This is a genomic window from Wolbachia endosymbiont (group B) of Gerris lacustris (genome assembly GCF_964028355.1).
In the GTDB taxonomy this organism is placed as follows: Bacteria; Pseudomonadota; Alphaproteobacteria; order Rickettsiales; family Anaplasmataceae; genus Wolbachia.
In genome coordinates, this window is sequence record NZ_OZ034761.1 from 1,617,659 (window position 1) to 1,637,073 (window position 19,415).

Sequence of the window (19,415 nt, forward strand, 5' to 3'; positions counted from 1 at the left end):
TTTATGAAATATGATTTTAAAAACGTTGAAAAATTCTACCAAAATAAGTGGGATTTTTCTGTAAGCAAAGATAGTAAAAAGAAGAAATGTTACGTGTTGGAAATGTTTCCATATCCATCTGGTAAGATTCATATGGGGCACCTGCGTAACTATGCAATAGGAGATGTTATAGCACGTTACAAGAGAGCTCGTGGATTTGAGGTTTTGCACCCAATTGGCTGGGATGCGTTTGGATTACCAGCTGAAAATGCAGCAAGAGATAACAAGATTAACCCTGCGGCGTGGACAAAAGAGAATATAGACAATATGCGTGCACAGCTAAAATCTATAGGTCTTTCCTACAATTGGAATCACGAGCTTTCCACATGTGAGCCTGATTATTACAAACACGAACAGAAATTTTTTCTGGATTTTTTAAAGCATGGTCTTGCCTATCGAAAAGAGTCGTGGGTTAATTGGGATCCAGTGGACCAAACAGTGCTTGCAAATGAGCAAGTGGTTGATGGAAAAGGATGGCGATCAGGTGCAGTTGTTGAAAAACGTAAGTTATTCCAATGGTTTTTAAAGATTACTGATTTTGCTGAAGATTTGCTTCATTGTCTGCAAAGTTTAAAAAATTGGCCAGAAAAAGTCAAAACTATGCAAGAGCGCTGGATAGGAAAATCTGAAGGGGCAACTATAGATTTTGAAATAGTTGGCCTGAACAAGAAATTAAAGATTTTTACAACTTCTCCTCATACTTTATTTGGAGCTTCTTTTCTTGCAGTAGGAGCAGAGCACCCTATTGTAAAAGACCTTAAGGACAAAGAAATAAGAGACTTTATTGGTAATATGAAGGCAAAGGGGGAGAATGATGAAAAAATTGGAATTTACACTGGACTGAACGTCAGTCACCCATTTCTCGACAAGGAATTACCAATTTATATAGCGAATTTTGTGTTGATGGAATATGGAGAAGGTGCGATTTTTGGTTGCCCTGCACATGATCAGCGTGATTTTGAATTTGCACAGAAGTATGGTTTACCGATTATTCCTGTAGTTTGTGAAGAGAGCACAGAGATCTTAAAAGAACCGTACTTCCGTGATGGAGTGATGTTCAATTCTGAATTCTTAAACGGACTAGTGATTAATGAGGCAAAAAAGGTAATCATAAAAAAACTTGAAGAAAAAGGAATAGGTAAGAAAACAATAAACTATCGTCTACACGATTGGGGAATTTCAAGGCAACGTTATTGGGGATGTCCTATACCTATTATACATTGTAAAGATTGTGGAATTGTTCCAGTTCCAGAAAAAGACCTCCCTGTTGTTCTACCAACGGATGTAGAATTTACAAGTGGTGGTAATCCGCTGGATAAGCACCCAACCTGGAAATTTGTTGATTGTCCAAAGTGCGGAAAGCAAGCAGAACGTGAAACTGATACATTTGACACTTTTTTTGAATCTTCTTGGTATTTTGCTGCATTTTGCAGTGAAAATAAATCGATTAATAAAGATACTTGTAATCGTTTTATGCCTGTTGATTATTACATAGGTGGAATAGAACATGCAATTCTACATTTACTTTACTCAAGGTTTTTCTGCCGTGCTTTAACTAAATGTGGCTATTTTGACGTTAAAGAGCCTTTCTCTACTTTAATCACTCAAGGAATGGTCTGCCATATAACTTATAAAGATGAGAATGGCAAATGGCTCTTTCCCGAAGAAGCAAAAGAGTTGATTGCGAAGGGTGCTAAGATCCAAGTTGGAAAAGTCGAAAAGATGAGTAAGTCAAAGAAAAATACAGTTGACCCAAACTTTATCATAGAAAAATACGGTGCTGATACTGCTCGTTTGTTTGTATTATCCGATACCCCCCCAGAAAAAGATATGGAATGGTCTGATGATGGAGTGGAAGGTTGTTTTCGCTACATAAATAAATTGTGGCGTATGGTAGTGCAACTTAGGCCCGTAAACATACACTATGATAATGAAAACATTGTAGGTAAACTCCTAGAGTACAGAAAAAAAATCCATAAACTATTGCAAGGACTTACAGATGACTTGGAAAACTGCAGATTAAACTGTGTGGTAGCAAAGTTTCGTGAAATAACAAATTTAATAGCTGAAATAGACGTAAAAACTGGAAAATCTCTTATTGATGAAGGTATATGCATACTAATCAGAGTAATTGAGCCATTCATGCCACACCTGGCTGAAAATTTATGGCAAAAAATAGGAGGCGAAGGCATGCTATATATGCAACCTTGGCCAAAAGCTGATGAATCACTACTAATTGATAATATGGTGACTGTAGCAGTGCAGATCAATGGAAAGTTACGTGCGACCATTGAAGTGGCAACTGATTTACCTCAAGAAAAATTGAAGAAAATAGCAACAGATTCTGTATCTAACAAAATCGATCAAAGCAAAATTCGCACTATATATGCTGTACCAAATAAGGTAGTAAACATAGTTATATAAAAATTTTGAGTAGCATGTCCCTAATTTCGTAGGTATACTTTTTTTAATATGAAGTTATATCTTTTTTAATATAAAGGATATATACTTGTGCATTATATATTTTTTTGTATGGGTAGTTATATGAAAATAAAAGGATTGTGTGTTTTAGCTGTGTTGCTCACTTCATCTCTAGCAGGTGCAGCTAGTAATAAAGCAGCTAGTAATAGTGCAAAAGAGCAGTACTACGCAGGTTTAAACTTTGGTGGTGGATGGGGTACTGGATTAAAAATAAAACCTGGCTTAGTTTTTGGTTATAATTATGATAAAAGCTCTAAGTTTGAACTTGAGATTCTCACCGACGTAAGTGATATGTTTGGTGCAAAAGACAAGAAAATGGGAGCTAGTTTATTAGCAAATTACCGTTATTATCCTGACGTTGACATTGATCCTGTGAAACTATATGTCAGTGGAGGTTTAGGTGGATATCTCCAAGTAATACCTTTTGGCTCTGGTACAGCTGGAAATACACCACCTAAAGTTGATGAAAATACACAACAAACTGAAGTTATAAGTTCAACTGATACTCAAAGTGAAACACTAGATAAAATACTGGGTGCTATTTCCTACAAACTGAAGGTTGGTGTTGATTATGAAGTTGCTCCACAGATAGTTGGTACAGCTGCTTTAACCGTAGGCGGGCAACTGAGTGGTTTAAAAGCAAAACAAATACCAGATGCGATGCTGGAAGTAGGAGTACGCTATAATTTTTAATGCTGGATAACATTGCGTACATTTTTAATGTTTAGGTGTAACCACAAGCAATGCTCAAAACTTGCTGCTAGCATGTTTGAACACTTATTCCAGTCTGTTTTAAGGAAGTAATGTGTATGAATTATATGAGAACGATGAAAGTGTTCGCTGTGTTGGTTGCTTTAGCAAGTACAGCTAGTAATGGTACAAGTGAGTTAGAAGATCAGTACAAAGATCGGTATGAAGACCAGTACAAAGATCAGTATGAAGATCAACACAAAGATCATTGTGAAGATCAATACGAAGATCGATATGAAGACCAGTACGAAGATCATTACTATGTAGGTTATGTAGGTTTAAACTTTGGGACTCGATGGGGTGAAAGCTTTAAATTGAACCCTAACGTTGTCTTTGGTTATCATCATAACAAAAATTCTAAGTTTGAACTTGAGGTTCTTGCTGACATAAGTGATATAACTGATAAAGACAAAAGGAAAGTAGGAGCTAGTTTATTGGCAAATTACCTTTACTACCCTGATCTTGAAATTGATCCCATTAAATTATATGCTAGTATAGGTCTGGGTGGATATATTCGAATATTGCCATCTTTTGGTCTTGGTGAGGATACAAATGCAGTTAACACTACAAATTCATCTGCAACTGTAGCTGCAGCCACAGGTCAAAATGAAACACTAGATAAAATACTGGGTGCTATTTCCTATAAAGTAAAGTTAGGTGTTGATTGTGAAATTATTCCGCAGATAGTTGGCACAGTTGCTATTGCTGCAAGTGGTCAATTAAGTGGCTTTAAACCACCGATGAAAAAACCAGATGCAATCATAGAAGTAGGTATACGTTATAATTTTTAAGCTATGAACACTTTGAATGCTTATACACAGTTTATTTAACCATACGGGCTTTGTTGTATAGCGATGTATAAGAAGTAGTGGAAGAAGAGATTTACGAGACAAATTTAAAAATAGGCATACCAATATCAGTAAATTTGTTAATCAAGTAGCATTTTAAGAGCATCTCTTGAGAACGGTTTATCTCAGATTTATTCTTAAAACTAAATCCCAATGTCAAGTTTAAGAACCTGTTTAAAATCTTCGTAAAAGGAGAGAACAATCATCTGTAGGCTAGTATTAAGTTTACGCTCGCAATTTTTCCAAAGTCGTCTACACTTCTCCAACCAGGCGAAAGAGCGTTCGACAACCCATCTCTTTGGCAGCACAACAAAAGAATGTAACTCACTGCGCTTTATAACCTCAACAGTTGCACCGATAATATCTTTTATTTGAGTTGCAAATTTTTCTCCCGTGTAACCTGCATCAACAAGTACATTTTTGACCTCAGAGAGATTTTCTTGCGCACTTTCAACCATCAACTATGTTTTTTAAAATTTTTTGAATTTAGTCTCATTTGTTGATAATTTTGTATTTTTATTCAATTGAAAAATGTATTTTGGCAACAAAAACCCTAGTTTATACAGAAAGAAATTTATATCAAACAGCAAGCACTGCTTAGATTTTATGGTTAACGAATATGTGCTTTAAATGTGTGTAGACGCACATATTCGTTAACCTATTTTCTATACAGATTTTTTTATTTCATATTAATTGCTTCTTTAAGTCTTGCATTGGCAATTACTATGATTTTTCGCATTAGAGCTGTTATAGCTACCATCTTCTTTTTACCTCTACCAATAAGATCAGAATAAAAAGCACCAAGTGCAGATTTAGATCTTGCAGCAGCCATAGCAGCTGTGAAAAGCTTTGCACGAACATTGCTTCTACCACCTGTTATCCTTCGGTAACCAATAGTTTTACCGCTTTCTTTTGGATGTGGAGCAACTCCAGCAAGACTTGCAACTTCTTTTTTGTTTAGGTGGCCAAGTTCTGGCATTAGACACACAAAAACTTGTGATAACTTGAGACCTATTCCTGGCACTGTTCTCAAGATCTTTTGACGCTTTTGTAACTCTGGATTTTTATCAATAATTCTTTGTATGGCATCGTTGAACTCATTTATCTGACTGGTAAAAAAGTCTATTGTTTTTTGGCAACTTTCCTTTATATAGTCGTTTTCAGGTGCTGCAAGCCTACATTTCTCTTGAGTTCTCATTTGTGTAATGTCATCACGACGTTGACAGAGTGCAACTAATACCAACTCTCATTATTAATGAACCAAATAAGAAGCATTGCAGAGTTGTTTAACCGTGGAAGGGGAAAGAGAGGTAATAAATTTACACAAAGCGCTCTCAAGCAGAACAATTGTATCGTAGATTTTATTGCGCAAAATGTTCTGTTTTATATATAACCAAAACCTCTCAACAGGATTGAGGTCAGGTGAGTATGGTGGTAGGTATATAATTTCGATATTTTTAGGTATCTTTAAACTTTTTGACTTATGCCAACTAGCGCAATCCATCACGAGAAAAGCCTTTCGTATTCCTAAATATTGCGACATCTGTTCAAGGAATATATTTATACAAGCAGTGTTGACGTTTGGTGCAAATAAGCTAAAATTCTCTCCATTTCTGGGATTAACTGCACTATAGAGATAAAAATTTTCCCTACCTAATTTTACCTTAACCTGTGTCCTACTGCCTTTTTTAAACCACCCATGTCCAACTTTTGAATGTGTACCAAACCGTGATTCATCGAAGAAAAATAGCTCTTTTTCAGAATGCATGACAATAGTTTCATTGAGGTTTTTTTTTAAACTCCTCTTGCTTATTTTTATCCTGTCCACTATGAACTGGTCTTGGTGTGATATATGAGAATTTCATTCTTTGCATATTACGATGTATTGTGGATTTGCTGATATTCAAACCAAATCTTTCTTGGATTCTTATTCTCATTTCTCTAATAGTAATATTGGGGTTTTCCTCTATCCACACCTCAATTTGTTCAAGTTGACTTTGGTTCAATATAGTTTTTCTACGGCATTGAGGTGGAGAAAATAATTTTTCTTCTCTTCCAAATTTTATGTGCTTTATCCATGTAGTAATTGCCTTTCTCGAAATGCAACATATTTTTGCTACAGCTGTTATACTGTGCTTTTTTGCTGCAATTACAGCATTTAGTTTTTTTGCAACATACGCATTATTTCTTAGAGCCTGTTCATAATCTTTTGAGGAGCAAGGCAGTAAAAGCTAGAACGACCATTTGTAGTCTAGTATTGAGTTTACGCTCGCAATTTTTCCATAACCGTCTACACTTTTCCAGCCAAGCAAAAGAACGCTCTACAACCCACCTTTTTGGCAATACAACAAAGGTATGTAATTCACTTCGTTTTATTACTTCAACGGTTGCACCAATAGTCGTTTTTATTTGAGTTGCAAAATTTTCTCCTGTATAACCTGCATCAACTAGTATATTTTGAACTTCGGAAAGATTTTTTCTTGCGTTACAAATCATCTCTACAGCAGCAGTACGATCTCCGATATTAGCTGTAGTAATATAAATTGCATGTGGCAAACCTTGCGTATCTACTGCAATATGACGCTTTATTCCTGAAATTTTCTTGCCGGCATCATAACCTTTTTCTTCAGCAATATCGGTGTTTTTTACACTTTGAGCATCAATGATGCAGAAGCTTGTTTTTGTATTCCGACCACTGTTGAAACGAACCTCTCCAACTAATTTTTTTTAAGACAATTTCTAGAACACTTTCTCTATCTTCATTCGGTTTTTTACTCCATCTCTTGAAGTAATCGTAACAATTGCGCCATTTTGGAAACTCTTTTGGTAGCATTCGCCACTGACAGCCACTTTTTAGCACATAAAGTACACCGCAAAATAACTCATATAAATCCAGTTTTCTTGGTTTTGTTTTTTTTCTACAGGATTCTAGATCTGGTAATATAATCTCAAATCTTTCCCGACTTATATCACTTGGGTATACACTCCTCATATATCCTAACTTATATACATTATCTCTTAGTTTATTCCTTTCTTGAGATCATGTACAGGTTCTTACTTTCTTCAGCATCTCTTTTGCTGATTCCACCACTTTTTCATCCAATAATTTTGATCTTAATGCCATCTAAACCTCGCTATTTTACTTACTCCAGTATGGCTTTTTTTCCATTATTGTCTATTCGTTGCTTGTATAGCGGGAATTGGTATAAAAATATCGAAATTATATACCTACCACCATACTCACCTGACCTCAATCCTGTTGAGAGGTTTTGGTTATATATAAAACAGAACATTTTGCGCAATAAAATCTACGATACAATTGTTCTGCTTGAGAGCGCTTTGTGTAAATTTATTACCTCTCTTTCCCCTTCCACGGTTAAACAACTCTGCAATGCTTCTTATTTGGTTCATTAATAATGAGAGTTGGTATCAGTTTGCTTATAAAATTTTCTGGATGCCAGTGTCACGCACTGGCATGACACCCATTTAGTTATCTTTTCTCTTCTACCTTATTTTACTACTCTGCTGAACGGATAAAAAAAAGAAGAAATTAGCAAACTAATGTCTTCTTTTTGTGATTAAAAAGACACTAAATCTAAAGTATCTGCCATAAGTGGTAATTTTGTGCTTTCATCATAGAGATTGTTTTCACTAGCTGCTAATTTCTCACCAAGTGTTGGTTTTTGTGGATAAAATTTAGAAATGCACTCCTTACGGCATTCATCTAGGAATTCTGGGTCTGTCTGTTCTTGTGCGTAGGAACCGCATTTCAACTTACACAATTTCAAAACTTTAGGATAGTGATACTCACGGCATCCATCTAGGCATTTTTGGTCTGTCTGTCTGTCTGTTTTGTTTTGTTGATATAGCATTTCTGATGACATTGATTCAGTATAAATTTAACCATTTTCTCTCTGTTTGATGTTTGTTGTTGCATAATATTCTCCAATTCAGACAATTCTAATATTAGCATGCAAATATGAACATTATGCCAATATAATTACTTTTTAGGTATATATGGCAAATTTATGCCTGGAAACAGTTCTTGGTTATTTCCTATACTTTACTTTACAAAAATCCACAGGCGCCTGTTATTAACTAAGGTAAAGGTCAAATATCTGGAATTCTGAACATAAAATCCTCCTGTATAAAAAGATTAGAAAAAATGCAGCGCACACACGACAGATATAAGCTGAAGAGTACGCTTTTTATTGAAAGATTAATTGAAAGTCTGCAGACAAAGATAAATTTTTGAGCTCTAAAAATATCTCTAACCGCAATTATAATTAGATTGAAAATATGCGGAAGTAATTTTTTTTGACAGTAGATTTCTTTCATAATCAGGCGTCATCCCAGCTGGGATCCAATAAGAAAATCTGATCACACGCTGGAATGACACCCATTTAGTTTTCTTACCTGTCTACCTTATCTTGCTACTGTGCTGAACGGATACATTTTATTAATAGTGGTGGGATTGGTAGGACTCGAACCTACGACCAATTCGTTATGAGCGAACTGCTCTAACCGACTGAGCTACAATCCCTTTTATCAACACTTATAATACACACAAAAGGAAATTTGTCTACTCGCTTATTTCACTATCAATCCAACTGTGTAAATCATTTATTGCGCCAATTTTGCGTGCAATTTCCTTACCATCTTGAAATATGATTAAAGTAGGTATAGATTGAACTCCATACTTACTTGGCACCTCAGTTTCGCCATCTATGTCGAACTTGCAGATCTTGATCTTGCCTTTTCTATCCTCAGCCAATTGCTCGATACGTGGCATCAGAGTTTTGCATGGCCCGCACCATTCTGCCCAAAAATCTACTAGCACAAACCCTTGACAGTCAGTAACTTCAGATTTGAAATTTTGATCATTTACCGCTTTAATATCATCACTCATAAAATACCTAAATTTTTATAAATATAGCGTATCAATTAGCAGCTGATCAACTAAATTTTTCTGGATTCAAGTGAAGTGATCACATCTGATGGTTAAAAATATCTACATTTCCCCAACCCATTAAGTCTAACTCAATGCGAGTAGGAAGAAATTCAAAGCACTTTTGGGCCAACTCTTTTCTGTTTTCACGTTCCAACATTAAATCTAGCTTTTCCTTTATTTTATGGAGATGTAAAACATCAGATGCAGCATAACTTTTTTGCTTGTCTGTTAAATTTTCATTTCCCCAATCAGAAGATTGCTGTTGCTTATTTAATTTGGTATCAAGTAGTTCTAAGCACAACTCTTTTAAGCTATGACTATCTGTATAAGTGCGAACTAAACGTGAGGCTATTTTCGTGCAATAGCAAGGCAGTGCCCAGGTTTTTAAATAATAATGTATCATACTTACATCAAACCGCGCAAAGTGAAATATTTTGGTTATATTTTTATCCTCTAATATTTTTCTCAAATTTGGAGCTGTATAATCGTTTTTAAATTGAATCAAATGAGCGTTGCCATCATCAAAAGAGAGCTGCACAAGGCATAATCTGTCTCTACCATGAAGTAGCCCCATTGCCTCTGTATCAACAGCTATAGATTTTATATCATTCGGTATTGCACTGGCTGGCAGGTCGTCTTTATATATAAATATTCTCATAAATTTAATATGTTTTATGACACATACAATAATCAAAAATGAGTTTTAAGTATACGAAAAGATCATAAAAAATGGGTTCTCAATAATTTTATATGGACAGAGTTTATAAATTGTGATATACGTTTATACTAAAAGTAGCTTGCGGGAGTGGCTCAGTTGGTAGAGCGCAACCTTGCCAAGGTTGAGGTCGAGGGTTCGAACCCCTTCTTCCGCTCTTTGAGTTTTAATCACATTTAATCATAAAAAAATTAATTAATCTATCTAAGAAATTTAGCTATACTAGAAAAGTTTTTTAGAAATTTATATTTAAGGAGATTATATGGAAAAAGATGATGTTATATTCTGTTTAACAGTTTTAGGCATAGTAGCATCAATAGGAGCACTTACAGGTTTAGGACTCAGTTTTACAGCTTTATCACCGTTAGTAATGGGTGGAATTGTTGCTTCTGTTCTGGCAGCCTTATTTACATGCATAACGATTTATAATAAAAATTTTTCCAAAAAAAGTTTTTTTATTGGTGCTTGTGTATGTGCTGCAAGCTTTGCAACTGGAGTTGGTCTTGCTGCAGCTGCTGTTTTCCCTGGTGCAACGCTTGGAATGGGATCTGCAGCTTTAGCAGGTGCGTTGATAGCGCCCATAGCGGCAATCGCAGAAATAATTGCAACAACTTGTATTATTAAACCAATAGCTAAAAAAGTGAATGAGTATATTATATCACCTATAGTTGGAAAATGTTTTTCTTCAAAAGAGAAAGAGCAAGCTATATAATAATCAATTGACGTTAGCATCTTGTTTTCTTTATAATTTCCTTTGTGAAAGAAGAAAAATGCTTATTTGTAACGATAGCTGGTTTACCAAATGCTGGAAAGTCAACGCTAATTAACAGCATCGTAGGCAAGAAAATTGCAATTGTCACCCCTAAGGTACAGACAACAAGGACGCAGGTAAGGGGTGTTGTAATATGCAACAACGCGCAAATTGTTTTTACTGACTCTCCAGGAGTGTTTTCAGCAGAAACAAATCTTGAGAAAGCTTTAGTCAAATCTGCATGGGGAGCAGTTAAGGATAGTGACATTACTTTGTTGCTTGTTGACGTAAGCAATTACCTCAAAAATATAGAAAGAATAAAAACTATATTCGCCCATCTGCAGCGTACAAAAGGTAGATGCATTTTGGTTATCAATAAAACTGATTTAGTAAAAAGGCCAGAATTAAAGATGGCACATGAGCATCTAAATTTGCTTTATAAGTTTGAAAAGATTTTTACAATATCGGCACTGAAGAATGATGGACTTTCTAATTTGATGAATTACTTATCTGAAATTGCACCGATAAGCCCTTGGTTCTATGAAGAAGATCAAGTAACCGATTCCTCAGCTGATTTTTTATCAGCAGAAATTACAAGAGAAAAGTTATTCTTGAACCTACGTGAAGAATTGCCATACTCTACAGCTGTTATAACTGAACAATTTGAGGAAAAAAAAGATAAGAGTTTAGTCATAAAACAGATCATATTTGTATTGAAAGATAATCATAAGAAAATAGTGCTAGGAAAAGACGGCAGTAGCATAAAAAAAATTAATATCGAGGCGCGTACAGAATTGGAAAAGTTATTTGAGTGTAAAGTTCATCTCTTTTTGTTCGTAAAAGTGCGACCTTGGACTGATCGCCCTGAGGAATATATAAGTAATGCTTAATTCTTTGTTGGTATTTGATATTGAAACTATACCAGATGTAAATTCCTGTAAGAATTTACTAAATATTAGTGATGATAGCAGTGTAGAAGAAAAGAGGGACGCATTAACAAAATATCATCTTGAAATAACAAACGGGCAAAACTCTTTTCTGCGTCAGCCCTTCCACTTTGTTGTAGTCATTAGTTTTTTACTTTGTAATATAACACGCCAGAGCGGTTATGAAATATTCACACTACAAGAAATAAGATCAGGAGGCACAACAAATTCTAGTGAAAAGGAGCTAGTGAAAGGATTTTTTAACTACATATCAGAGAAAAAGCCAAGACTAGTTTCGTTCAATGGACGCACTTTTGATATACCGGTACTGAAGTACCGTGCTATGGTTCATGGCATTCAAGCAGAATATTTTCACAAAGCTGGCGATAAGTGGAATAGTTACAATCAGAGGTACAGTAGTGATTGGCATTGTGATTTGCTTGAATCTCTCTCTGATTTTGGAGCTTCTGCAAGAGTGAAAATGAATGAGGTGTGTGCAGCATTTAATCTTCCTGGTAAGATTGGAGTCGATGGGTCACAAGTTATGGGCTTATACGATAGTGGCAAAATACAAGAAATTCGCGATTATTGCGAAACAGATGTAATTAATACTTATTTAATTTACTTGAGATTCATGCATCATCAAGGAAGGATTACTACAGAAAGCTATAATAAGAGCATAGAAGAACTGCTTTTGGAATGCGAAAAAAAAGAACACCTAAAGAAATTTAAAGAAGAATGGAAAATAACTTCTGGTGAAAATTTTTATATTGAATTTAAATGAACAGATGCTATAGAGCAATCTAATGATCGCTCTATATAGTAGTTATAAACTCCTTCTAGTAGAAAAGACATTTTGATACGCCATCTGCTTAACTTCTGCTTGTTCAAGCTTAGAAAAATTTTCTAAGTTTTTATCTTGGTATTCCTTTTTTACTTTCTCGAAAAAATTTTGCCTACCAAGAATATAATCACCTAAATTAGCAGCATAATATTGAGCATTACCTAGAACTGCACAGTTAATTCGACTTAATATTCTCGAAGGGTAGTAAAAGAGAGAAACATTATTGTTTGACCGGAAGTCATTCTCATCCATTATTTTAATGGCTTCATGATAACCATCTATTTGATGAACAAAATATCCTTCAGGTACTGATATTCTCAATTGTGCACCTACATGAGCATAACCACAAATACCAGGTGATACCGCTGGTACTGGGTCTTGTCTATGTTGAGTTACTCTAATGGTTTTTTCTTGAAGAACATCATTATAAAATTCACTAGCAGTAAGATCAAAAACTCGTGGATCACCAAAAGTTGCAACATGAACATCTTCAGCTCCTTCTGTTTTGTTTAGGCATAAAGCAGCTATCTTATACCAATTCCCGCTATACAAGCAACGAATAGACAATAATGGAAAAAAAGCCATACTGGAGTAAGTAAAATAGCGAGGTTTAGATGGCATTAAGATCAAAATTATTGGATGAAAAAGTGGTGGAATCAGCAAAAGAGATGCTGAAGAAAGTAAGAAATAATGCGTATGTTGCAAAAAAACTAAATGCTGTAATTGCAGCAAAAAAGCACAGTATAACAGCTGTAGCAAAAATATGTTGCATTTCGAGAAAGGCAATTACTACATGGATAAAGCACATAAAATTTGGAAGAAAAGAAAAATTATTTTCTCCACCTCAACGCCGTAGAAAAACTATATTGAACCAAAGTCAACTTGAACAAATTGAGGTGTGGATAGAGGAAAACCCCAATATTACTATTAGAGAAATGAGAATAAGAATCCAAGAAAGATTTGGTTTGAATATCAGCAAATCCACAATACATCGTAATATGCAAAGAATGAAATTCTCATATATCACACCAAGACCAGTTCATAGTGGACAGGATAAAAATAAGCAAGAGGAGTTTAAAAAAAAACCTCAATGAAACTATTGTCATGCATTCTGAAAAAGAGCTATTTTTCTTCGATGAATCACGGTTTGGTACACATTCAAAAGTTGGACATGGGTGGTTTAAAAAAGGCAGTAGGACACAGGTTAAGGTAAAATTAGGTAGGGAAAATTTTTATCTCTATAGTGCAGTTAATCCCAGAAATGGAGAGAATTTTAGCTTATTTGCACCAAACGTCAACACTGCTTGTATAAATATATTCCTTGAACAGATGTCGCAATATTTAGGAATACGAAAGGCTTTTCTCGTGATGGATTGCGCTAGTTGGCATAAGTCAAAAAGTTTAAAGATACCTAAAAATATCGAAATTATATACCTACCACCATACTCACCTGACCTCAATCCTGTTGAGAGGTTTTGGTTATATATAAAACAGAACATTTTGCGCAATAAAATCTACGATACAATTGTTCTGCTTGAGAGCGCTTTGTGTAAATTTATTACCTCTCTTTCCCCTTCCACGGCTAAACAACTCTGCAATGCTTCTTATTTGGTTCATTAATAATGAGAGTTGGTATTAGCAATAGCTCCTCCCATACTGTGACCTGTGAGATTAATTTTAAAATCTTTGATTTTTGATTCTTGTTTTTCAGCATGAGATTTCAAAATGCCATACAGATTAGGCCATGAATCCATAAATGAATTATAGAAACCACGATGAATTCTTCCACCTTCAGGTAAAAATTCCGAAGTAGCAAAAAGTACATTTATATCAGTGATTCCATCGTTTACACCATGGCTCAAACGAGTACCATGGTAAGCTATTGTTATTTCTTTACCTTTTATGAAAACATGACCAGCATCTTTTTCAAAGCTATTACCAAATGGAATAATTTCATAACCTTCACTGATAAGTTCAGCTCTAGTTTTATACATTTTTTCAGTAGATGGAACAATTTCAAAATCTTCTACAATTTCAAATTCAGTTTTGTATACTCTTTGAGCTAGGTTGTTACATCTTTTTTTACTTAATTTACCATCATCATCGCCATAGCTTATCTTGCAGAAATTACCCATTTCTAATAATTTCTCTCTATCAAATCCTGCAATTTTTACAATACTTTCATCTATTTTATAGTCAGAAGGTAAAGAACAGTTATCTAAGTGAAGAAGGTTGCCCCTCCTCACTCGACTTCAAAACCGTACGTGAAACTTTCGCTTCATACGGCTTCTCTCTAGCTTGGTGCTTTTCATGCATACTTCTGTGTAAATTATCGTGACAATGTCCATGTAGCATAGATAAGTTTGTGATTGTATTATTTTGCTTATTTTGGTCCTTATGATGTATTTCTAAGATATCACCATTCTTAAACCAAAGTTGACAACAATCACACTTACCTTGTTGCATCTTCAGAAGTTTTATTGTTTGTGGTGATTTATCAAGTATTTTACTCATACGCTTTCCCCAATAAGTCCAGTCTCCATCATATGGAGATTTGGCTCCAATCACTTTGACATGTCGTTTAATGTCATGATCTCCGTGTTTAATAAGAACCTGTACATGATCTCAAGAAAGGAATAAACTAAGAGATAATGTATATAAGTTAGGATATATGAGGAGTGTATACCCAAGTGATATAAGTCGGGAAAGATTTGAGATTATATTACCAGATCTAGAATCCTGTAGAAAAAAAACAAAACCAAGAAAACTGGATTTATATGAGTTATTTTGCGGTGTACTTTATGTGCTAAAAAGTGGCTGTCAGTGGCGAATGCTACCAAAAGAGTTTCCAAAATGGCGCAATTGTTACGATTACTTCAAGAGATGGAGTAAAAAACCGAATGAAGATAGAGAAAGTGTTCTAGAAATTGTCTTAAAAAAAATTAGTTGGAGAGGTTCGTTTCAACAGTGGTCGGAATACAAAAACAAGCTTCTGCATCATTGATGCTCAAAGTGTAAAAAACACCGATATTGCTGAAGAAAAAGGTTATGATGCCGGCAAGAAAATTTCAGGAATAAAGCGTCATATTGCAGTAGATACGCAAGGTTTGCCACATGCAATTTATATTACTACAGCTAATATCGGAGATCGTACTGCTGCTGTAGAGATGATTTGTAACGCAAGAAAAAATCTTTCCGAAGTTCAAAATATACTAGTTGATGCAGGTTATACAGGAGAAAATTTTGCAACTCAAATAAAAACGACTATTGGTGCAACCGTTGAAGTAATAAAACGAAGTGAATTACATACCTTTGTTGTATTGCCAAAAAGGTGGGTTGTAGAGCGTTCTTTTGCTTGGCTGGAAAAGTGTAGACGGTTATGGAAAAATTGCGAGCGTAAACTCAATACTAGACTACAAATGGTCGTTCTAGCTTTTACTGCCTTGCTCCTCAAAAGATTATGAACAGGCTCTAAGACGCATTCCGTTACTTGTCATATATCGCCATTTATCGTTACCATACTTCTTGAAGTATTTTCTTTTGATCCAACATCTTCCTTTGTTTTGGTGTTTAAACATTGCCCATTTCCAAAGTTTTCTAAACATTGTATTATCCATTGCACCAAAGGCTTTAGATGATACCACCGAAGCGTAGTATTGACACCATCCTCGAATAATTGGATTAAGGTGACTTATTACTGCTTCTTGTGATTCACCACGCATTTTCTTTAGCTTACTTTTAATGACCAATGAGTGTTGTTCTATAGAGTTACGACTTGGTTTGATGATAGACTTGTATGACATCTTATTGTGTTTTGTTGGATATTGCCATATTGTAAAACCAAGAAAATTGAAACCTGGTTTTATTCCTTTCAGGAATTTTTGAGTATGAGAAATTCTTGTTTTTGAAGGGTTCAACTCCAATCCAATAGTTTTTAACCATTCTTCAATCAGAGTTTTGCTTTCAAAACAATTTCCTCACTTTCATGAAGTACTACAAAATCGTCTGCATAAGTGATTACGCTGAGTGATCTTTTCGCATTTTCCCTACATGTTCTGCCAGGTTTCGTTTTCCTGTAGCTAATTAGCTCCTCTGCCATTATTTCTTTCAGATAATTTTCTAACCCATGTAGAGCAATACATGCCAGTAATGGAGAAATTGTCCCTCCTTGGATTGTACCGCTTCTAGATGGTTGAAATATCCTATTTTCCATCACACCTGCTTTCAACCATCCTTTTACTATCCTCCTTAAAGTTGGTGTGGTATTGAGTTTTTCTAACAGTATATGATGATTTATATTATCAAAACACCCAGAAATATCAGCATCTAAAACAAATACTGTTTTCTTGATGAGTGCTTGAAATATAGCTTCAATGGCATCATGACATGATCTACCAGGTCTAAAACCATAAATGTTGGGCTCAAACTTTGCTTCCCATTCTGGTTCTAGCATCATCTTAACAAGTGTTTGTTTTGCTCGATCTGTTATTGTTGGTATCCCTAATGGACGTTTTTCACTTTTTCCAAGCTTTTGGAATCCAAATGCGCCTTGATGGCTTTGCTCTCTCCCTTATATCTAAGGATTTTGCCAATTGCAATCTTTCTTTTTGATTAAGGTTAGCTTTTCCATCAATACCTGCAGTTCTTTTTCCTCTATTGTCCTGAGTTACCTTTCTCACAGCGATCATCCTAGCACTTGTCGATTTTTGTAATAATCTCTGAAGCTCATGCATCTTTTTGATATCATTACATTTAGAAGCTCGGTAAATTCGTTTTTGTAGCTTAAATGAAGACTTTTCTAGCTTGCGCCAAGGAACTTCATTCCATTCATACCTAACTTTTTGTTGGCTCATAACATATTCACTACTATTCATAACTTTACCTTCCAAGTTACAGTGTCCACGTCTGCGTATCCTAAGCATTACTTTAGGCATTAGCTTTTTAGACAATCCTTCCAACATAGAAGCTTGCAGTTGGCTACTTGCTTATTACAAAGTATAATAAGAGCTTCTATGTGGTTACTCCGTTCCATGAAACCGTTTCGCGTCAGATTTAGGTTCTTATTTTTTGCCGGGAGATCGGAAACATCTTGATTAAACGAACCAATTCTAATCATCCTTATTCTCCATACCTTTTGGTCTATGTGTACCAACCTTATTTCACATATTCACAGTAACGACAATTCAAACATAAGTTTCTTTCGTAACCTTACCTGACTCTTCTTGGGAGAATTTATTATAAGGTTTAACATTACTCCCTTTTAGCCCATGCTCGCACCTTAGGTGTTTGCCAATTTCCTAAAATGTGGACTACAATTTCAGCCAGATGTTATGGCGGATGGAATTTAACCATCACAATTTCATGACTTCCGGGTCACACTGGCTCATTTGAATCAGCACGACTTATAAATTCATAATCTTCAATGATCTCAAATTCATCATCATATCCTTTCATCTCACATTTGCCGTCATTTACTGAAATGGAGCTTGACTGTTCAGGTTTATCTAATTGTGAATCTATACCAGCACCTGTAGTGCTAAACCAATTGCGTAAAAAACTAAAATCCATAAATACCTTCATTCATCATAAACCAAATAATAATATATATATATAATCAATACTATTGTCAACAATTATATTAATATTTTAATATTCTCATTAGGTAAATTTTACTTCCATAGATAAAGTATAGAGTTATAATATACTAACAGGCAAACCTGCGTGCTAAATTTTGGTTAATATACAAGTTGAGCGTATTAAGAAAGTTGCTTTTAAAGTATTGCATTTTACTTTTGTTTTCGCTATAAGGTTGCTTTAAGTTGAATTTTCAACATTTTTATACTATTTATGTTATGATTTTGAAATTTTTTGGGGGCACTTCATGAAAAAATCTATTTACACTAGAACTGCTCTGGCTTCTTTACTAACTTTATGTTCTTTCAGCGGTTTTGCTGCTGACTTTTCTAATGAGAGTATGAGGGAAGTGAAAAAGCAAGAGAGCAATGAGTCAATCAAAACTTCTGGAAAGATGGAAGTGATGAAGACGTCAAATAAAAAACTAAAAGAAAAAATGGACAGGATATGTAATGCTGATCCAAGAAAAAAAGCTGAAGAGCTTAAGAAAAAAGAAGAATTAAGATTAGCAGCTGAGCAGAAGAAAAAAGAGGAGTTGAAATTAGCAGCTGAACAAAAGAAGAAGAAAGAAGAGCTAAAATTAGCAGCCGAACAAAAGAAAAAAGAAGAAATTAGACTAGCAAAAGAGAAAAAAGCAAAACTTATAGAAGATTCAAAAGCGAAAGCTCTGAAAGTTAAAAATTCTAATGTAGAAAAGTCAAAAATTAAGGGTTCTAAAACTAAGAATGCTAAAATTGAAGCTAAAGATATAAAAAAGGATGTAAAAGTTGTTAACAGCAATACAGAGGAAAAAGGTAAGGCAAGTCCTGTTGTTTCAGTTGGTGGGGTTGATATTATCAATACCAATCAAGGGGATGGTTTAAGAATAACTTTCGGTGGTGTTATTGATTCTCAAGGTTATGGCAACTATGGGCTAAGTGGCTATAAGCATTATAATATTATGCCGGGAAAATTTACAGATTATTTTGATATTACTGAAAATAGTATAAAAGGGGCAAATCCAATATTTCCTAAAGGGATAGGGAATATTGGTGACTATAGCGAAAACATGGGTATGATCTCAGATGCAATATTGCACTTAAGAGCTGAAAATAAAAATGAAGACTTAGGACTTGTTTATGGCGCCAATGTGCAATTTCATGTTCCAGTTACTGAAGGTAAAGGAGCATCACAAGGCGTGAATGCTGCAAGAGGTAGAAGTGCGCATGTATTCTTAAATTCACAATATGGTGATCTGAAACTTGGCTATCAGTTTGGTCCTGAGTCTCTGATGAGACTTGATGCAACAAGAATTGCAACTGTTGATGGAGCTGCAGATAGCAACTGGTTCAGAAAAGTAAACTTAGAAGGAAGTGCTGCAAACTTTCCATTTTATGTAACACCACGTCTTTACACTGAAAGCTTCTCGAGTGAGAGCGAAAAACTCTCCTTCCGCATGGCAGGAAAATATAATAAAGATGTTATGACTACACTGCC

19 protein-coding genes, 2 tRNA genes and 5 pseudogenes are annotated in these 19,415 nt (G+C 34.9%); 11 read left to right on the forward strand and 15 right to left on the reverse strand.

What is annotated here, in order from left to right:
- The first annotated feature begins 3 nt into the window (after window positions 1-3).
- The 3 genes from leuS (at window position 4) to ABWU62_RS08220 (ending at window position 4,061) form a co-directional block, all read left to right on the forward strand.
- On the forward strand, window positions 4-2,463 hold the full coding sequence (leuS, locus tag ABWU62_RS08210) for a leucine--tRNA ligase (protein ID WP_353288104.1): 2,460 nt from the start codon (window positions 4-6) through the stop codon (window positions 2,461-2,463).
- Between the two features lie 120 nt (window positions 2,464-2,583).
- Window positions 2,584-3,213, forward strand: coding sequence for a hypothetical protein (locus ABWU62_RS08215; protein WP_353288105.1), 630 nt, complete (start codon window positions 2,584-2,586; stop codon window positions 3,211-3,213).
- A gap of 110 nt (window positions 3,214-3,323) precedes the next feature.
- Complete coding sequence (locus ABWU62_RS08220; protein WP_353288106.1) at window positions 3,324-4,061, forward strand: cell envelope biogenesis protein OmpA; 738 nt, start codon at window positions 3,324-3,326, stop codon at window positions 4,059-4,061.
- A 200-nt stretch (window positions 4,062-4,261) separates the two neighbouring features.
- Here ABWU62_RS08220 and ABWU62_RS08225 read toward each other — a convergent pair.
- From ABWU62_RS08225 to ABWU62_RS08240, 4 genes and pseudogenes are all read right to left on the reverse strand, one after another.
- Window positions 4,262-4,558 (reverse strand): annotated as a pseudogene (locus ABWU62_RS08225) (transposase); the annotation flags it as partial.
- Between the two features lie 239 nt (window positions 4,559-4,797).
- Window positions 4,798-5,355: pseudogene (locus ABWU62_RS08230) on the reverse strand (transposase); the annotation flags it as partial.
- A gap of 15 nt (window positions 5,356-5,370) precedes the next feature.
- Window positions 5,371-6,310, reverse strand: a pseudogene (locus ABWU62_RS08235) (IS630 family transposase); the annotation flags it as partial.
- Window positions 6,311-6,317: 7 nt separating this feature from the next.
- Window positions 6,318-7,110, reverse strand: a protein-coding gene (locus ABWU62_RS08240; RefSeq protein WP_353287093.1) for an IS5 family transposase whose coding sequence is annotated in 2 segments (ribosomal slippage) — window positions 6,318-6,845 and window positions 6,847-7,110 — 792 coding nt in all. Because the reading frame shifts where the segments join, the coding sequence is not laid out codon by codon here.
- 215 nt (window positions 7,111-7,325) lie between these two features.
- Between ABWU62_RS08240 and ABWU62_RS08245 the strand changes: the two are divergent.
- Window positions 7,326-7,532, forward strand: a pseudogene (locus ABWU62_RS08245) (transposase); the annotation flags it as partial.
- 164 nt (window positions 7,533-7,696) lie between these two features.
- On the opposite strand, the gene ABWU62_RS08250 reads toward ABWU62_RS08245, so the two are convergent.
- The 4 genes from ABWU62_RS08250 to ABWU62_RS08265 all read right to left on the reverse strand — a co-directional run bounded on the left by ABWU62_RS08250 (window position 7,697) and on the right by ABWU62_RS08265 (window position 9,727).
- On the reverse strand, window positions 7,697-7,990 hold the full coding sequence (locus ABWU62_RS08250; RefSeq protein ID WP_353288107.1) for a hypothetical protein: 294 nt from the start codon (window positions 7,988-7,990) through the stop codon (window positions 7,697-7,699).
- Window positions 7,991-8,584: 594 nt separating this feature from the next.
- Window positions 8,585-8,661 (reverse strand) — tRNA-Ile (locus tag ABWU62_RS08255).
- A 39-nt stretch (window positions 8,662-8,700) separates the two neighbouring features.
- Complete coding sequence (gene trxA / locus ABWU62_RS08260) at window positions 8,701-9,027, reverse strand: thioredoxin (RefSeq protein ID WP_353288108.1); 327 nt, start codon at window positions 9,025-9,027, stop codon at window positions 8,701-8,703.
- Window positions 9,028-9,106: 79 nt separating this feature from the next.
- On the reverse strand, window positions 9,107-9,727 hold the full coding sequence (locus tag ABWU62_RS08265; RefSeq protein WP_353288109.1) for a ribonuclease D: 621 nt from the start codon (window positions 9,725-9,727) through the stop codon (window positions 9,107-9,109).
- Between the two features lie 141 nt (window positions 9,728-9,868).
- Between ABWU62_RS08265 and ABWU62_RS08270 the strand changes: the two genes are divergently transcribed.
- From ABWU62_RS08270 to ABWU62_RS08285, 4 genes are all read left to right on the forward strand, one after another.
- A tRNA-Gly gene (locus ABWU62_RS08270) sits at window positions 9,869-9,941 on the forward strand.
- A gap of 105 nt (window positions 9,942-10,046) precedes the next feature.
- A complete protein-coding gene (locus ABWU62_RS08275; RefSeq protein WP_353288110.1) occupies window positions 10,047-10,496 on the forward strand; it encodes a hypothetical protein in 450 nt (149 codons plus the stop codon).
- Between the two features lie 44 nt (window positions 10,497-10,540).
- Window positions 10,541-11,425 carry a GTPase Era gene (gene era, locus ABWU62_RS08280; protein WP_353288111.1) on the forward strand — a complete coding sequence of 295 codons (885 nt, stop codon included), beginning with the start codon at window positions 10,541-10,543 and terminating at the stop codon, window positions 11,423-11,425.
- Entirely contained in the window at window positions 11,418-12,245 is an 828-nt protein-coding gene (locus ABWU62_RS08285) for a 3'-5' exonuclease (protein WP_353288112.1), read from the forward strand. The genes era and ABWU62_RS08285 overlap by 8 nt, the downstream gene beginning before the upstream one ends.
- A 42-nt stretch (window positions 12,246-12,287) precedes the next feature.
- Here the strand turns inward: ABWU62_RS08285 and ABWU62_RS08290 are convergent, their stop codons facing one another.
- Complete coding sequence (locus ABWU62_RS08290) at window positions 12,288-12,926, reverse strand: lipase family protein (RefSeq protein WP_353288113.1); 639 nt, start codon at window positions 12,924-12,926, stop codon at window positions 12,288-12,290.
- Between ABWU62_RS08290 and ABWU62_RS08295 the strand changes: the two genes are divergently transcribed.
- Window positions 12,920-13,925 (forward strand): IS630 family transposase gene (locus tag ABWU62_RS08295; RefSeq protein ID WP_353287437.1). Its coding sequence is split into 2 segments (ribosomal slippage): window positions 12,920-13,381 and window positions 13,383-13,925, totalling 1,005 coding nucleotides; the frame shifts between segments, so codons are not numbered across the junction. The two genes, ABWU62_RS08290 and ABWU62_RS08295, sit on opposite strands and share 7 nt — an antisense overlap.
- On the opposite strand, the gene ABWU62_RS08300 is transcribed toward ABWU62_RS08295, so the two are convergent.
- Window positions 13,922-14,551 carry a lipase family protein gene (locus tag ABWU62_RS08300; protein ID WP_353288114.1) on the reverse strand — a complete coding sequence of 210 codons (630 nt, stop codon included), beginning with the start codon at window positions 14,549-14,551 and terminating at the stop codon, window positions 13,922-13,924. The two genes, ABWU62_RS08295 and ABWU62_RS08300, sit on opposite strands and share 4 nt — an antisense overlap.
- Complete coding sequence (locus ABWU62_RS08305) at window positions 14,520-14,873, reverse strand: HNH endonuclease signature motif containing protein (RefSeq protein ID WP_353288115.1); 354 nt, start codon at window positions 14,871-14,873, stop codon at window positions 14,520-14,522. The genes ABWU62_RS08300 and ABWU62_RS08305 overlap by 32 nt, the downstream gene beginning before the upstream one ends.
- Window positions 14,874-14,976: 103 nt before the next feature.
- Here ABWU62_RS08305 and ABWU62_RS08310 point away from each other — a divergent pair.
- A protein-coding gene (locus ABWU62_RS08310) for an IS5 family transposase (protein ID WP_353287093.1) occupies window positions 14,977-15,769 on the forward strand; the annotation gives its coding sequence in 2 pieces (ribosomal slippage) (window positions 14,977-15,240 and window positions 15,242-15,769; 792 coding nt in all).
- On the opposite strand, the gene ABWU62_RS08315 is transcribed toward ABWU62_RS08310, so the two are convergent.
- The 4 genes from ABWU62_RS08315 to ABWU62_RS08330 form a co-directional block, all read right to left on the reverse strand.
- On the reverse strand, window positions 15,764-16,222 hold the full coding sequence (locus tag ABWU62_RS08315; protein WP_353288116.1) for a group II intron maturase-specific domain-containing protein: 459 nt from the start codon (window positions 16,220-16,222) through the stop codon (window positions 15,764-15,766). The genes ABWU62_RS08310 and ABWU62_RS08315 overlap by 6 nt on opposite strands.
- A gap of 32 nt (window positions 16,223-16,254) precedes the next feature.
- Window positions 16,255-16,803 carry a reverse transcriptase/maturase family protein gene (locus ABWU62_RS08320; RefSeq protein WP_353288203.1) on the reverse strand — a complete coding sequence of 183 codons (549 nt, stop codon included), beginning with the start codon at window positions 16,801-16,803 and terminating at the stop codon, window positions 16,255-16,257.
- Between the two features lie 16 nt (window positions 16,804-16,819).
- Entirely contained in the window at window positions 16,820-17,227 is a 408-nt protein-coding gene (locus ABWU62_RS08325) for a reverse transcriptase N-terminal domain-containing protein (RefSeq protein ID WP_353287292.1), read from the reverse strand.
- Window positions 17,228-17,678: 451 nt separating this feature from the next.
- The gene (locus ABWU62_RS08330) at window positions 17,679-17,873 is read right to left on the reverse strand and encodes a hypothetical protein (protein ID WP_353288117.1); all 195 of its coding nucleotides are present in this window, start codon (window positions 17,871-17,873) and stop codon (window positions 17,679-17,681) included.
- Between the two features lie 313 nt (window positions 17,874-18,186).
- On the opposite strand from ABWU62_RS08330, the pseudogene ABWU62_RS08335 reads away from it, so the two are divergent.
- Window positions 18,187-19,415, forward strand: a pseudogene (locus ABWU62_RS08335) (hypothetical protein); the annotation flags it as partial.